At 44.6% G+C, this 14,125-nt stretch carries 11 protein-coding genes; 4 read left to right on the top strand and 7 right to left on the bottom strand.

The genetic code is table 11. The features are described 5' to 3' along the window. Positions 1-152: 152 nt before the first annotated feature. The 3 genes from AND4_RS17415 to AND4_RS17405 form a co-directional block, all read right to left on the bottom strand. The gene (locus AND4_RS17415) at positions 153-1,424 is read right to left on the bottom strand and encodes a TolC family protein (RefSeq protein WP_009844301.1); all 1,272 of its coding nucleotides are present in this window, start codon (positions 1,422-1,424) and stop codon (positions 153-155) included. Next, positions 1,417-2,553 carry an efflux RND transporter periplasmic adaptor subunit gene (locus tag AND4_RS17410; RefSeq protein ID WP_009844300.1) on the bottom strand — a complete coding sequence of 379 codons (1,137 nt, stop codon included), beginning with the start codon at positions 2,551-2,553 and terminating at the stop codon, positions 1,417-1,419. The genes AND4_RS17415 and AND4_RS17410 overlap by 8 nt, the downstream gene beginning before the upstream one ends. Positions 2,554-2,768: 215 nt before the next feature. Further along, positions 2,769-4,346 (bottom strand): actin cross-linking domain-containing toxin, encoded by a 1,578-nt coding sequence (locus AND4_RS17405; RefSeq protein WP_009844299.1) that lies wholly within the window; start codon positions 4,344-4,346, stop codon positions 2,769-2,771. A 425-nt stretch (positions 4,347-4,771) separates the two neighbouring features. On the opposite strand from AND4_RS17405, the gene AND4_RS17400 reads away from it, so the two are divergent. From AND4_RS17400 to AND4_RS17385, 4 genes are all read left to right on the top strand, one after another. Continuing rightward, complete coding sequence (locus tag AND4_RS17400; protein ID WP_009844298.1) at positions 4,772-5,677, top strand: LysR family transcriptional regulator; 906 nt, start codon at positions 4,772-4,774, stop codon at positions 5,675-5,677. A gap of 177 nt (positions 5,678-5,854) precedes the next feature. Further along, positions 5,855-7,186 carry a paraquat-inducible protein A gene (locus AND4_RS17395; protein ID WP_043991851.1) on the top strand — a complete coding sequence of 444 codons (1,332 nt, stop codon included), beginning with the start codon at positions 5,855-5,857 and terminating at the stop codon, positions 7,184-7,186. Beyond that, positions 7,179-8,825, top strand: a complete 1,647-nt coding sequence (pqiB, locus tag AND4_RS17390; protein ID WP_009844296.1) for an intermembrane transport protein PqiB — start codon at positions 7,179-7,181, stop codon at positions 8,823-8,825. The genes AND4_RS17395 and pqiB overlap by 8 nt, the downstream gene beginning before the upstream one ends. Continuing rightward, on the top strand, positions 8,825-9,394 hold the full coding sequence (locus AND4_RS17385) for an ABC-type transport auxiliary lipoprotein family protein (RefSeq protein WP_009844295.1): 570 nt from the start codon (positions 8,825-8,827) through the stop codon (positions 9,392-9,394). The genes pqiB and AND4_RS17385 overlap by 1 nt, the downstream gene beginning before the upstream one ends. Positions 9,395-9,543: 149 nt before the next feature. Here the strand turns inward: AND4_RS17385 and AND4_RS17380 are convergent, their stop codons facing one another. The 4 genes from AND4_RS17380 to AND4_RS17365 all read right to left on the bottom strand — a co-directional run bounded on the left by AND4_RS17380 (position 9,544) and on the right by AND4_RS17365 (position 14,088). Then, positions 9,544-11,391: an extracellular solute-binding protein gene (locus AND4_RS17380; RefSeq protein WP_009844294.1), complete on the bottom strand. Its 1,848-nt coding sequence runs from the start codon at positions 11,389-11,391 to the stop codon at positions 9,544-9,546. A gap of 427 nt (positions 11,392-11,818) precedes the next feature. After that, a complete protein-coding gene (pyrF, locus tag AND4_RS17375) occupies positions 11,819-12,520 on the bottom strand; it encodes an orotidine-5'-phosphate decarboxylase (protein WP_009844293.1) in 702 nt (233 codons plus the stop codon). An 80-nt stretch (positions 12,521-12,600) separates the two neighbouring features. Continuing rightward, on the bottom strand, positions 12,601-13,776 hold the full coding sequence (gene lapB / locus AND4_RS17370) for a lipopolysaccharide assembly protein LapB (protein WP_009844292.1): 1,176 nt from the start codon (positions 13,774-13,776) through the stop codon (positions 12,601-12,603). A gap of 18 nt (positions 13,777-13,794) precedes the next feature. Further along, positions 13,795-14,088 (bottom strand): lipopolysaccharide assembly protein LapA domain-containing protein, encoded by a 294-nt coding sequence (locus tag AND4_RS17365; protein WP_009844291.1) that lies wholly within the window; start codon positions 14,086-14,088, stop codon positions 13,795-13,797. Positions 14,089-14,125 lie beyond the last annotated feature (37 nt).

The raw sequence follows: 14,125 nt of genomic DNA, 5'->3' as shown, positions 1-14,125 counted from the left end.
AGAAATCACGCCCCAAGCAATGGCAATAATGGCCAGCATACTCTTCATGCGGTGCGCCATCAGCGTTTGCCATGTTTGCTGTAATAAGGTTTGCTGCAATAAGGTTTGCTGTAATAACGTTTTTTGTAAAAAGGTTCGCCGCAATAGGGTGCTCATGAATGAAACGCTCGGGAGATCAGTACCATGGTATCATCATCTAATTTACCTGCGGTTTGCAATAAGCCGATGCGCTGACGCCAATAGTTGTACAGGTTGTTCTGCAGACTGTTTTTTGCTTCGAACAAGCTGTTATGCGCATTGATCACTTCCGAGACTTCAAGTAAGCCCGCGTCGTAGAGTTTCTCTTTGCTGCGCAGCACTTTCTCACGTGAGGTAACCAGCTCTTTCGCCATCAAGACTTGATTCCAGTTGATGTCGACTTGAGTAAATTGCTGAATCACGCGTTTTTGGATGTCGATTTCGACTTTACGTAAGTCTTGTTTTGCGCTGAGGATATTGAGTGACGCTTCGTCGACCTTTGCACGCGTTGCACCGTTTAAGTCGATCGGCACGCTCAGAGTAACCCCAGCGCTGAACTCGCCGTCTTTACGTCGATCGTCATCGTGATAACCGAGATTACCTTCCACCTTTGGGTAATAATCGCCTTGGGCAGAGCTCTTAGCAAACTCACTGGCTTTGACATTCTGCGCGGCCACCAACAACTCTGGGCTGCTGTTTTTGGCAAGTTTTAACCACTGTTCTTGCGACTCCACCATCATTGGCGGTTGAACAAGGGAGTCAGTACGAATTTGGTCAACGTCTTGTGGCACTTGGTTGATCAAGGCTGCCAGCTCTGCTCGTTTAACTTCTAAATCTGAGCGCGCATTCAAAATACCGGCTTTATCGGCAACTTGTGTCGCACGGATCTCTTCAACATCAACAGATTTAACCTTGCCCGCGAGATAACGCTTCTCGATGATCTTCAGCAGTTTGTTGCCTTCTTCCAGTTTAGATTGCGCCAGTTGCAGATCCCCCTGAGCGCTTGCAACGTCCAAATAGGCCGAAAGCAGTCTTTGTGCGAGTTCATTATGTGACTGAGCCAGCTCCAGCTGAGATTTAATGTAGTTGGCATTGGCTTGATCCAGATCTGACCACAAACTACTGTCCCAAATAGTTTGAGACAGCGATGCGCCATAATTGTTGGTATTATCAGCGGATTCATTCCAATTCGCCGACGCTGTGGCGCTTAGGCCGGGTAAGAGTGCACTCCGACTTGCATCGACCCCCACTTCGCCAAGCTCAACCCCTATCTTAGCTTTCTCATAACTTGGATCACTTTGCTTGGCCTGTTGCCAAGCTTGCTCAATGGAAATCGCATAGCTTGGTAAGCTGAGTGTGGCGGTCAAAATCGCGCATCCCATTTTAAACAGGTTTCGCTTAGTCATGGGCGGTTCCCATCATCATACTGTTGTCGATAATTTTTTCATTCAGCTCAACGCCTTCTAGTACTTCAACATTGATACCATCCGATAAACCTAGCGTCACTTTCTGTTTATGGAAGCCTTTTTCCGAACTATCTTGAATCAATACGCTTGGCGTATCGCCTTCAAATTGCAATGCTCGTTCTGGCAGGGTTAACACGTTTTCGGATTTACTCAGTGTAATTTCTGCTGTCGATGAGAAGCCTGAACGCAACAGGACTTCTTTCGGGATCTTCAACTCGCCAACTTCCACTTCAAAGCCGTTATCAAAGCTCTTTGCTGAGGCGTTGTCCTCTGGCGAGTTTAGATTCTCTGATTGAATCGCAACTTTTGTTAATACACCGGAGATCTCAATATCCGGATAAGGCGCGACGGTAAGTAAAACAGGCATGCCCGTAGAAAGCTGCGCGGCATCATGCTCACTGACACTGCCTTTGAAGGTCAGGCTGTTCATATCAGCCAAAGACATCATTTCTGTCGCGGCTTGGCTTGATTCGGTAGAGATGATGGGCTCACCAACTTCCACTTTGCGATTCAATACTGTACCGTCAATTGGTGCATAGATGGTTGAGGTTAAACGGGCATCACCAATCAAAGCTTCGCCGCTACGGATCAATTCTAGATTCTGACGCTTTTGAAGAACGTCGGCTTCAGCAGATTTTACTGCAGAACGCGCGCTGACGTAGTCGTCGTAGTTATTTGGTATGATGTCTTGCCTCACTAAGCTTTCAAGGTTAACAAGTTTTTGCTTAGCGGATTCTAAATCTGCTTCACTACGCATTAAATCTGTTGATGCGTCAGTAAGAGCTCGTGGCGTAGGATTCGGGCGCACCTTGATCAAAGGCTGCCCTTGTTGAACATTTTCGCCGACTTTAACGTATATTTCGCCTACGATACCATCGATTTGCGATTTAATAGACACTGAGTGAGCAGGAACAATATGACCAACGGCTACTGCCTGTTTTTCAATAGTTCCCTTGTCAACTGTCAGCGTTGGGAATGCCTCTGGTTGAGTCGAAGATTGCAGATAAAAATACCCAATGCCGCCAAGCAATCCAACGCTCACAGCAGAGACAAGCCAAGTTTTTGCCATTATTGATACCGATTATTTTTGTGTAGTCTTGTGACCATTTTATGAACATAAAGTTCTCAAATTATTTCGGTATAATTGTCCTAAATTTGTCGTAAATGGTATGACTAAGTCGAGCAAATGTTAGATACTGCGGCAGCTGGTTAAATAGATAACTCGGTTGAGTGATCTATTGCTGTATTAAGCCTCAACACCAATAATCAGGTTACGATTCAACGTTACTTTTTAGAGCTAAAAGGTGACGTTATTCTGTCCCATTCTGCTGGCTTTTGAGTCATCACCCATTCAGCTTTCTGGTTAATAGATGCTGCTGTCTTTGGATTTTTTACTCGTGGTTGGTTTTTAGCCTCCTTTTGAGCCTGAAACCAAGAGTCAAAATCATCACTACTTTGTACAATAGTATTGACTTCGGTAGTAATTTTTCTCCGGTCAGCAGGCACAAATTCATCCAGCGCTTGGACATTTAACTTTGCACATTCTTTTCGTGGAACAAACTCAGTAAGATCACTCGGTATAGTGCGGAACTCAAATACAATCGCAGGCTCCGGGTTGCTCGAACGTCCCGTCGTCGCATTATTAATTCCATGTCCTGCTACTTCACCGCCATCTTGAAAATAAGCGAATACATTCTTAGCTAGGCTCTCTGAGTGAGATGCTTTCAAACTGGCTAAAATTTGTTTTCTCACATAACTAGAGTCATGTGAACTTAACAGTTCTAACATCTGCTTGGGCTTGGTTCTTGGTAAAATTTTCCATGCATTTTTCACTGTAGGGTCAGTCAACCCTTCAGCCGACGGTCGAATGCCTTCTTCAGACGGGTCCCAGCCATCGATAGGGATACCATACTCTATCGCCAAACTCGCGGTATTCGAATAAATGGATGTAAGATAAGCAAATACATTTTGGGCCATGTCTTGATCGTTAAGTGTCACATTTCCAGCTTCAGCAGTAGCTGCAAATTTCTGCCGTAATCCCGCCTGATACCAAGTAGCAGACTCCAAGAGTTTCAATTCTTCTGACGATCCTGTACCAAAATCTTTCGCACTCACCCCCATAGAGGCCTGCTGCCCGCTCTGCATCATGCCAATAGTCTGACCCTGCGCTTCAATTGATGCACCATAACCAGCAGCAATCACATGATTGGGATTTGAAATCGCTAGAGTAAAACGGCCATCCTCGCTGACTAGGTTAGATAATGCTTTATGATTGGATTGATAAATATGCTTGGTGAGCACTTCAGCCAGCCAGAGCATTGACTCTTTACGACTATTGATCGCATTTTTATCTCGGATTTCGCTTGGGTAAGTGACCAGCTCAATGGTATGCGTTTGCCAATTATCAGTACCTTTAACATCGGTAATACCCATTGGATTCGTATAGGCGCCCTGATTCATGTCTTTCGTCAACATGAATAGAGGGCGCCCCTCTGCATCATGGACATAGCCAAATTTCTGTGACGCATGACTGGGTAAAGCGACAACCAATCCCTTCAACTCGTTCTCAATACCAATAGAACTCGTTTCAAAATGGCTTTCGAACTCAGGAACAATGACCGCTTTAGGCTTTGGTGTTGATTTCCGGACTACTCGCTCACGATTCGCTGCCCATCGCTCCTCATCTTCTGCTTTGTAAGTTAATTCTTCTTGACGTTCCCTACGTTGCCGTTCGAAACGCGCCTGGATCGTTTGCGCTAACTTCGGTGGCGGTGGTGGTGGCGGCGGGTTGATGATTGCATCAACGGGCTTGTAGCCCCCACCAGTGCTGGTTTTACTTTTTAGTTCATCGAGTTTAAGCATGAAGTTACACTCTACAAAAAAGAGGAACTTCATCTTAAAAGAGCCTTTAACTATTAATAATATCATTTTGATAGAAAGCTCAAAATAACTATAGAAACATCTATTTCAACGCTAACTACAATCATATCAACTATGAAGATTAAAATGTAACCACTCAATTAAACAGCACTGTGGTGACTCTGATTCCAATTAAAAGGGCTCAATTACGCAAGGGCTTAATACAACGGTTTTAGGAGAATGGGGGTTAGAAGAAAGAGTTTTAGCTTATTAACACTGTCTACAACCCGAGCAGATTTTAGCGCGCACCAGTCGCCGGAAATCATAAGTAATTTAGTGCCAACATCAGTAGTATGATCGTTTGAACAGCGTGTTTTCATCATGATCTGTGATAGTCTTATGGCTACCGTTTCTATACATAATTTGACATGCTCAACAACGTTAATCTTACTGATATTCGCTCCTTCGTTTTGATCGCTCAACTGGGTAACTTCACCAAAGCGGCAGAAGCGCTCTCCGTTTCTCGTTCTCATGTGTCTCGCCAAATTAGTGGGCTCGAAACACAAATGGGAGTGACCTTACTAACTCGCACCACGCGTACTCTGCGTTTGACCCATGCTGGTGAACGCTTTTATCAAGAGTGTGAGAAAGCGCTGTACAATATTGATCAAGCGCTGATCGCGGCTGTCGACGACATTCAAGAAGTACGTGGCTTGATTCGCGTAAACTGCGTGGGTGGATACATCGGCGAGGATATCATTGCCAAATACGTCAACGAATTTATGTTGGAGTATCCAAACATTACCGTAGACTTGGATTTCTCTTCGCCGCGAATTGACTTGATTGAGGACCAATTCGACGTCGCCATTCGTATGGGCGAGTTGGAAGACGCGGGCTTTGTTGCGAGCAAACTAATGATGATTGATATGGCCACGCTTGCAAGTCCAAACTACCTCGAAATACACGGTGAACCTGTCACACCAAAAGATCTAGCGAAACACCGCACTCTAACAGGTTCCGTCACTCGCTGGAGTTATCGTAACGTGGCTAACCCGAACGAACACAGTGACGTAATCGTGAAAGGTAATCTGCGTTGTAAAAACGGCCGAGCTCTTGTGATGGGCGCACTATATGGAAACGGTATTATTCGAGTGCCATTGAGTTACTGTGACGAAGAGGTCAAACAAGGCCAACTGGTCAAAGTGATGCAAGGTTGGGAAATCCCGTCCGTACCGCTTTCCGCAATTTTCCATCGTGACCGTTACCAACCAAAACGCCTGCGAACCTTTATCGATTACGTTAAAGCGAAGTTCGAGCAAGAGTTTATAAAATAAAAAACTAGAAGCATGTGAGCTGTTCTCAGTAATAAGTAAGGAACAAGGCGTAAACCAAATCTAACCGCTGCTTTTGATTTAACTAGGTTATTAGCTTTTAAAACATTCCTCTAAAAACAAGCGCCTAAGAAGAAAAAGAGTTATCCTTAACTATTAAATGTTTAAAATAGTAACGGAATGAGTACTCAACCTAATTCACGTCAATTAATCTCTTGTGAGGAGTGTGGCTTGGTCGTTCGTATCCCTGATATAGAACAAGGTCAAAAAGCCCAATGCCCGCGCTGTAAGCATCCTCTAACGAAAGTCAACATTAAGCCATATCAAAGCGTTATTGCTATATCGGTGACGTGTCTGATTATGTTAGTTTTGAGCATCTCTTTTCCGTTTATGTCATTTAGCGTTCAAGGTTTATCTCAAGAGATCACCTTAATCCACGCGGCAAAGATGTTGGCAGAATTTCATAACGCTCTACTCGGTGCTTTGCTGCTGGCGACTGTAGTTGTGCTGCCCGCGATCTATGTTGGCTTACTCCTTTTTCTCCATCTTCAAGCACTAAAATCACTCAAATACCCATTAGGAAGAAAATCGACTCACATGGCGAAAACACTTTGCCGACTCTTGTTCCAAGTACAGCCATGGCTAATGGTCGACGTTTTCTTGATCGGCGTGTTGGTAAGTTTGATTAAGATCGCTTCACTGGCAGAAATCGGCATGGGAAGTTCATTCTGGGCATTCTGTGTTTACACTGTATTGGTGGTAAAATGTATTTCAATGGTCGACAAGAGCTGGCTGTGGGGACACTTTACCCCTGTACTTGAATTACCAGACGTGAAAGAGGGTGACACACACCACAACGAGAACCACATTGGGTGTCATACGTGTCATCAACTTAATCCAATTGAAAAACAAAAACACCAAAAGTGTCTTCGCTGCGGCAGTTCTGTACACAGATATAACCCTAAAGATAACCTTCAGAAAGCATGGGCTTTGTTGTTTACGGCAATCATTTTCTACATCCCTGCCAACTTATATCCAATGATGTATACCGTTAGCCTTGGCCACACTGAAGGCTCAACCATCATGGAAGGCGTGGTCCTGCTATGGCAACTGGGCTCATACCCTATTGCCGCAGTGATTTTCTTCGCCAGCGTGTTTATTCCGATGGCAAAAATGCTTGCACTGGTATGGCTTTACTACAATGCTCAAAAAGCGCAGTACTTACCCCAGGAAGAGAGTATTTCTCGCCTGAAGGTCTATCGAATTACTGAATTTATTGGTCGTTGGTCGATGATTGATATTTTTGTAGTCGCGATTTTGGTTGCACTCGTGCAGTTGCAAAACCTAATGGCGATTTACCCCGGTCCAGCAGCACTCTCATTTGCTGCAGTGGTCATACTCACCATGCTCTCTGCAACGATTTTTGATTCGCGTTTGTTATGGCAATCACCACAAAGCGGAGTGCAGGAGCCTATGAATAATAACTTAACTGAGAAAGCAAAATATGAGTGATGAGAACAAAACAACCGCTCAAATAACGCCGCAAAAACAGATTTCCTCGATTTGGATTATTCCAATTCTTGCTCTAGCAATGGGGGCGTGGATGCTGTTTCAATACATCAACAGTACTGGGCCAGAAATCACGCTAAAGCTACCAACAGCAGAAGGGATTGAAGTCGGAAAGACGGAGATCAAAGCTCTGAATGTAAAAGTAGGTACCATCACTGACGTCAAACTGAGCATGGACTATGACCACATCATTGCCACTGCACAAATGAACAAAGACGCCGATCGTATGCTACGTGAAGATTCTTTGTTCTGGGTAGTGAAGCCACGCATTGGCCGTGAAGGAGTCTCTGGCTTAGAAACATTGCTCTCTGGGGCATACATCCAATTGCAACCGGGAAAATCTAAGGTAGAGAGAGAACACTTTGATGTGCTTGACGTTCCCCCTGTAGCATCTCCTGATGCCGAAGGCTTACGTATTGTTTTAACGCATAGAGAAGCCGGAAAGTTAGGCGTTGGCGACCCTGTTATTTACAAAGGTTTTACGGTTGGGAGAGTGGAAACCACCAGCTTCGATGTTGAAACTCGACGTGCGTTGTATCAACTGTTCATTTTCAAGCCATATGATAGCTTGGTGCGTACTAAAACGCACTTTTGGTTGACATCAGGCGTTGACCTTCAACTTAGCGCTGAGGGCTTTGAGGTGAAATTTGGTTCGTTAGAAAGTCTGATCACCGGAGGCGTGACGTTTGATACCGCACCGGGAGCAGCCGCTGGCGATCCAGTTACAGAAGACATGCTGTACTACCGCCTTTTCGACGATGCGAAGCAAGTACGTGAAGGAATGTACGACGAATACATTCAGTTTGTGATGATGTTTGAAGAGTCCGTCCGTGGCTTAAAGCGCAAAGCACCTGTTGAATACCGCGGCCTTCGTATCGGCACGGTTATGAAAGTGCCAATGCGTATGCCAACACCGGAAGAAGAATTCTCAGCGAAGAAAATCCCGGTGCTTGTGCGTATCGAACTTGGCCGCGTTTACGAAAACTTGCCTTCCAACCAACTGCCAATGCTCAAAGATAAGCTAAAAACAGAGTTTGCCAAAGGGCTTCGTGGCACACTAAAAACTGGTAACTTATTAACTGGAGCCCTGTACATCGACACTGACTTCTACTCAGATGAAGAGCCGTATGTATCAAGTAAGTTTGAGGGCTATGATGTCTTCCCAACCAAGCAAGGTGGTTTTGCCCAAGTTCAACGCCAAGTTAATGACTTCCTAACGAAACTAAACAGCTTACCGATGGAAGACACGCTGAACTCACTGAACAAGACGTTGAAGAATTCAGAAAAAACTCTAGCTTCCGCAGAACGCGTCGCGAATAGCGTGGATCGTCTACTTAACCAAGAAGACACCAAAGCCATTCCAGAGGATATTCGTAACAGCTTGGAACAGTTACAAAAAACCTTGGATGGCTATGGACCGAACTCCACTATGTACAATGAGATGGAGTCGACATTGAAAGAACTAGAACAAGTGATGACAGAGTTTAAACCAGTTCTAAAGCAGCTGAATGAAAAACCAAATTCGTTGGTATTCGGGGAAGACGAAGTCAAGGATCCAACCCCAGTGAGAGGGCATAAATAATGAAACGCGAACTTTTATTGATTTCTGCCCTACTGGCAGGCTGTAGCAGTGCTCCAGAAAACTCAGGCGCTTTGTATGTCTTACCGGAGGCAAGTTCACCCAAGGTAAGTGACGCCATGATTGCACTGCGTTCACAGCTGGTGGTTCGTCCTGTGGAGCTCGCTGGCTATCTCACTGACAGTGGTATTGTGTATCGAACCTCTGAAACGAAAATTGTGCAGGCGAAGCACTATCGGTGGGCGCACAATATTTCTGAGCAAATTACGCAACGCGTTATTGGCGAGCTACGCAGCAAGCAAAGCCAATACTGGCCGGTTGAAGTCAATAACCTGCTTGACCAAAGTGGCGGAAGCAAACTTCAGCTTTCATTGAGCAAGTTCAATGGTAGCTACCAAGGCAATGCTGAAATCGAAGGCGAATGGTTGATAATTGATGCTAGCGGCAAAGTAAAAAATAGCGCCCCTATCAAAATCAAAATGCCGCTACAAGATGATGGCTATGACGCGCTTGTCGATGCATTGTCGGTAGGTTTGAACAACCTTACCGACCAAATTGCTGCCCAGTTATAAGGCGCTTACTTACCCAAATGTCTGCGGACAAACTTAACTTGCTAATGTAATGCTCTAGCACGTGTTCTTAAGAAGATAAAAAGCCCCGCCTCATTCGAGTTTCGGGGCTTTTTAGTTTCTACTATCTAACGCTTTTCAGCACTAAACGACTAATTCGATGACAACTTGTAACGATCATCGATAACGGTCACTTCAGGGAACACTTTGCCCGCCTTCATGGCTTTTTCAGTCTCTTTCTTCATTGGTTTATCAATCCAGAAATTTGCAATGTCCATTGGATGCAGGATCCACTCAGTTTTCTTTGTCATACCATTTTTCGGGATCTTAACCCAGCGCCAATGGGCATCACGGGTATACGGCACCATGTAGCCAGGAACGATCACATTAGCGTCACCAACGTATTTTTGAATTTGACGAGACAAATCATAGCGTTTTTGCTGCTCAAACTCGTTGTCGTATGCTTCAATCAATTTGTCTAGCTCTGGGCTGCTATAGTTTGTATGCGCATTCGTTTGTGGTTTGTTTGCGTTGTCCGAGTGGAAGTACTCCCAATACGATGGTACTTCACCTCCCCCCATTCTTAAGAAAGCAAGTTGATGCTTTTTCTCAAGGATATATTTAAACGCCGAAGAGCCATCAACCAAATTCAGAGTAAACTCCAGGCCAGCCTGCTTTGCTTGCTCTTTTAAATATGCAATACGCGGCGTGTGTGAGTTATAGCCGTAAGTGATGGCAAAGCTTAGACGCTCACCTTTGTCATTTAAGCGAATACCATCAGAGCCTACTTTGCTAAAGCCCGCTTTCTCGAAGTGCTTAACCGCTTCAGCTGGATCAAATTTTGGCGGTGTGTTATTTGGATCGTCGTAATCGCCGTGACCAAATCCAAGGGCATGGGGCTTGCGAGAGTAATCACCACGCATGATGTTTTTTAGCATGCCATCAACGTCCGTGGCAGCCACGATCCCCTTACGCACTTCTAAGTTATCCAACATCGGCACAGCCGTGTTCATCCAAAGGCCGCCTGCTCCTTGAGGTGCTTGGTTAAAGCCCCAATATTTCTGTACATAGCCTTTCTTGTAAACATCACTGTCTGTCTTATCGTGCCAGAGATTTGGTAGTACCATCTCGAAATAATCTAAATTCCCTTTTTCAAAGTGTTTCATCGCGATGTCTTCATCACGAATAACAGTGATACGTACCTTGTCTACATTGTAGCGGTTTTTGTAGTAGCGGTTGTTGTAGCCCCACCAATCTTCACCAACGTGCTTGAATGTCACACTCTTGCCTTTCTTCACCTTATCGATGTAGTAAGGTGCTGCTGTAGGCTCAGATTTGAAGTTAAACTTACGAACAAAGTTATCTGGCATGCCATCTTTATTTTCGTCTTTTTCTTTTTTAAAGAAATGCTCGGGCCGAGGCTGAAAACCATTACTTGGCATATTGATTAACACCATTAACGAATCTTCACTTTGCGCGACAGCTAAGTTGACTTTGATGGTGTAATCATCGATTTTCTCTACACTGACAACGCTCGTTTTAAAGAAGTCGTTATACCAAGGATCGATGATGTCTTTTGACGTGTAATACTTCATCATAAACACGTAATCGTCCGCGGTGATCTTCTCACCATCTGACCATTTCGCAGTTTCATCCAATTGGAAATAAACCGTTTTATTGTCATCGCCAAATGCCCACGCTTTGGCAAGCTGTGGAATCCATTTGCCAGTATCAGGGTGACGCTGAGCTAACTTCGGAGCACCGTCCATAAAGTACTGACGAAGGCCTGAGTTCGCATCAGGGCCTACGCTACGAAGTGTCTGTGGGAAACTACGGATAAAGGTGCGGTAAGTTCCACCTCGTACTGCTTCGTCTGAAGCAAATAGTGGTTCGTTGTTATTTGAGGTCCATTCGATATCCGCAGGTAGCTTAGCAGCATTTAGTGGAAAACTGCTCGCAAACATTATTGCTAATGCCGGAAATGGCAGTATCTTTATCATTGTTTTCTTCCTTGTTGTATGTGTGTAATACGGCAGGAAGACTGACAACGAGTGAAACTCGAAATGACTGTACACAAGGTACAGTAAAAGAAATGATGAGAGTAATACAAAGCGAAATCCTATCCACTTCCGTATTCATATCTGAGAGTTTCACAAGGTCTTCCTGACCTTACAACGCAATGATTGCATCACTCCCATCTTATTCGTAACACATTTGTAACGCAAGCCATCGGTCACACATGGTTGCACTTCCCTTATGCAACTATCATTTTCGTCAGTAATATTGAGTTAATTCAAGCCGTTTCCGTGGCCACACCGCCAACTAATATGAGATGGAGAAGAAGATTACTTGAAATTTTACGAGCTGCAAAAACAAAAAAGGTGAAGCGTTACCACTTCACCTTTTACCGCATGGTTCAAAGCAAGATTACATATTCGCTAAGCTAGCGTTGATTGACTGAAGAACCGATGCAGGTTCCACCGCCTGAGTGATAGGACGACCAATGACCAAATAGTCTGATCCTGCTTGGATTGCATCTACTGGCGTCATGATGCGGCGTTGGTCACCTTGCTCAGAGCCCGCAGGACGAATGCCTGGTGTCACTAGCTTAAATTCATTACCAAGCTTACCCTTAAGCAAAGAAGACTCTTGCGCAGAGCACACAACACCATCAAGGCCTGAGTTCTTTGTCAGCGTTGCTAAGCGCATCACTTGATCTTGAGGCGCAACATTCAAACCAATACCTGCCAAATCACTCTGTTCCATGCTTGTAAGCACAGTCACACCGATCAGTAATGGACGGTCTTTACCGTAAGGTTCAAGGACCTCACGAGAAGCCGCCATCATACGTTCACCGCCACTCGCATGAACGTTTACCATCCATACACCAAGCTCAGCGGCAGCTCGAACAGCTTTTGAACATGTGTTCGGGATATCATGAAATTTCAGGTCCAGGAAGACAGAGAAACCGCGTTTATGAAGCTCACGTACAAAATCAGGACCAAATAGCGTAAACATTTCCTTGCCTACTTTCAGGCGGCAAGACGCAGGATCAATTCTATCTACAAACGTAAGCGCATCCGCTTGGTTATCATAATCCAGTGCAACAATAACTTTTTGGTCGATCATTTCATCTCCTAATGAGTTTTTGGTTCTTATTAAAAGGTTAAAAAAATGCAGCGGACAGAAACTCTGTCAGCTGCATTAAATCATTCACCGTCCAATCCTCGGATTGGCTTGATTGTCCCCCACCCTTTGCATGACGGACAATGCCAGTACAAGGAGTGGGTAGAGAAACCACATTTTCTACATCGGTAGTGCGGTTTTACTTTTAACTGTTCGCCAACCATCGCTTGTAATGTGGAAAGACTTTCTTTTGCGCGACCATCTTCTGCTTCTGCAATATGGTAATCGATGAGACGGTAAAAACCTTTCATGGTTGGGTTCTTTAATAGTTGCTTGGTCAACAGCTCTTGCGCTGCACCAACACTCTCATGGTGAGCGACAAGCTGTGCCAGCATCAATTCTGATGAAACCCCTGCCTTCTTATCAATACACGCACGCAAAAACTCTACCAGCTCATCCTCTTGACCTAAGTGATGATAACATTCGGCAATCGTTGGTAATACATTACTGATAAAGTCTTTGTCTTGTTCAAGTACACCCGTAAGGTATTTTATGGTGTGCTTGTAATCTTCTGACTCCAAATACACACGACCGAGCGCAATACTTGCACGAACACATTTCGGATCTTCTGAGAGTGCTTTCTTGAAGTGTTGAATCGCTTTACTCGTGTTGCCATCTGCTTGGTCAAGCATCGCTAACTCACACCAGAAGTGTGAAATGTTAGCACGAATACGATTGCGCTTTTTGCCCATCTTAGCCAACTGGTTGGCGTAATGAATCGCTTTTTCCCATTCACGCGTCTGTTGATAAATAGTAACAAGTTGTTGAAGCGCGCTTTCGCGATGATCTGGCTCCTCAACTAACTGTTCAAAGATTTTCTCTGCGCGGTCTAAAAAACCAGACGCCATGTAGTCTTTCGCCAGTTGCTGTAGGGCTAGATTTTTTTGGTCTAGAGTCAAGCCAGAGCGGGAAATGAGATTTTGGTGGATCCGAATTGCACGGTCGACCTCACCACGAGAACGGAATAGATTACCCAACGCTAGGTGTGTATCTATCGTTTCGTTATCGACTTGGAGCAATTCAATAAAGTGATCAACCGCCTTATCTGACTGGTCAGATAGAAGCAGGTTAAGACCCGTCACATACTGACGAGATATTTGATGAGATTGCTTCTGCTTGTCTTGCTGAGCACTGCGATGGCCCATATACCAGCCATAAGCGGCGGCTATCGGCAATAACAAGAAGAGTAGTTCAAGCATTAAAGTTAGGCCTTATTCTTATGCCTGTTTTTCTACTGCTGACTTTGCAGGTTTCTCTGCATCAGCGGGCTCATACTTTTTAAGTTTCTTTTTCAGACGGCGAACTTGAAGCTGAGTCTTAAGCTGGATGCTTGCAAAGACAACCCATGCTACGGCAAAGCCAACCACAAAGACCACACCCAAGAGCGTTGATAGGTGGAATTCACCTTTCGCTAGAAGGTAATTGAAAGTCACGATCTCTTGGTTTTGAGAACCTAAAGCCAGTGCAATTAAAAAGAGAGCTAAAACAGCAATGATTTTTATAATTTTCATGTCACATCACCCTTCGAGGAGTAAGTAGATAAGATTA

Origin of the sequence: Vibrio sp. AND4 (genome assembly GCF_000171815.1) — a bacterium.
Taxonomy (GTDB): Bacteria; Pseudomonadota; Gammaproteobacteria; order Enterobacterales; family Vibrionaceae; genus Vibrio.
Note: the sequence above shows the minus strand (reverse complement) of the source record. Positions and strands in the feature narration are given on the sequence as shown.

What these genes read in the sequence shown, in the direction of transcription:
- AND4_RS17415 (WP_009844301.1), bottom strand. Translation starts at nt 1,424, where the DNA reads ATGACTAAGCGAAACCTGTTTAAAATGGGATGCGCGATTTTGACCGCC.
- AND4_RS17410 (WP_009844300.1), bottom strand. Translation starts at nt 2,553, where the DNA reads ATGGCAAAAACTTGGCTTGTCTCTGCTGTGAGCGTTGGATTGCTTGGC.
- AND4_RS17405 (WP_009844299.1), bottom strand. Translation starts at nt 4,346, where the DNA reads ATGCTTAAACTCGATGAACTAAAAAGTAAAACCAGCACTGGTGGGGGC.
- AND4_RS17400 (WP_009844298.1), top strand. Translation starts at nt 4,772, where the DNA reads ATGCTCAACAACGTTAATCTTACTGATATTCGCTCCTTCGTTTTGATC.
- AND4_RS17395 (WP_043991851.1), top strand. Translation starts at nt 5,855, where the DNA reads ATGAGTACTCAACCTAATTCACGTCAATTAATCTCTTGTGAGGAGTGT.
- pqiB (WP_009844296.1), top strand. Translation starts at nt 7,179, where the DNA reads ATGAGTGATGAGAACAAAACAACCGCTCAAATAACGCCGCAAAAACAG.
- AND4_RS17385 (WP_009844295.1), top strand. Translation starts at nt 8,825, where the DNA reads ATGAAACGCGAACTTTTATTGATTTCTGCCCTACTGGCAGGCTGTAGC.
- AND4_RS17380 (WP_009844294.1), bottom strand. Translation starts at nt 11,391, where the DNA reads ATGATAAAGATACTGCCATTTCCGGCATTAGCAATAATGTTTGCGAGC.
- pyrF (WP_009844293.1), bottom strand. Translation starts at nt 12,520, where the DNA reads ATGATCGACCAAAAAGTTATTGTTGCACTGGATTATGATAACCAAGCG.
- lapB (WP_009844292.1), bottom strand. Translation starts at nt 13,776, where the DNA reads ATGCTTGAACTACTCTTCTTGTTATTGCCGATAGCCGCCGCTTATGGC.
- AND4_RS17365 (WP_009844291.1), bottom strand. Translation starts at nt 14,088, where the DNA reads ATGAAAATTATAAAAATCATTGCTGTTTTAGCTCTCTTTTTAATTGCA.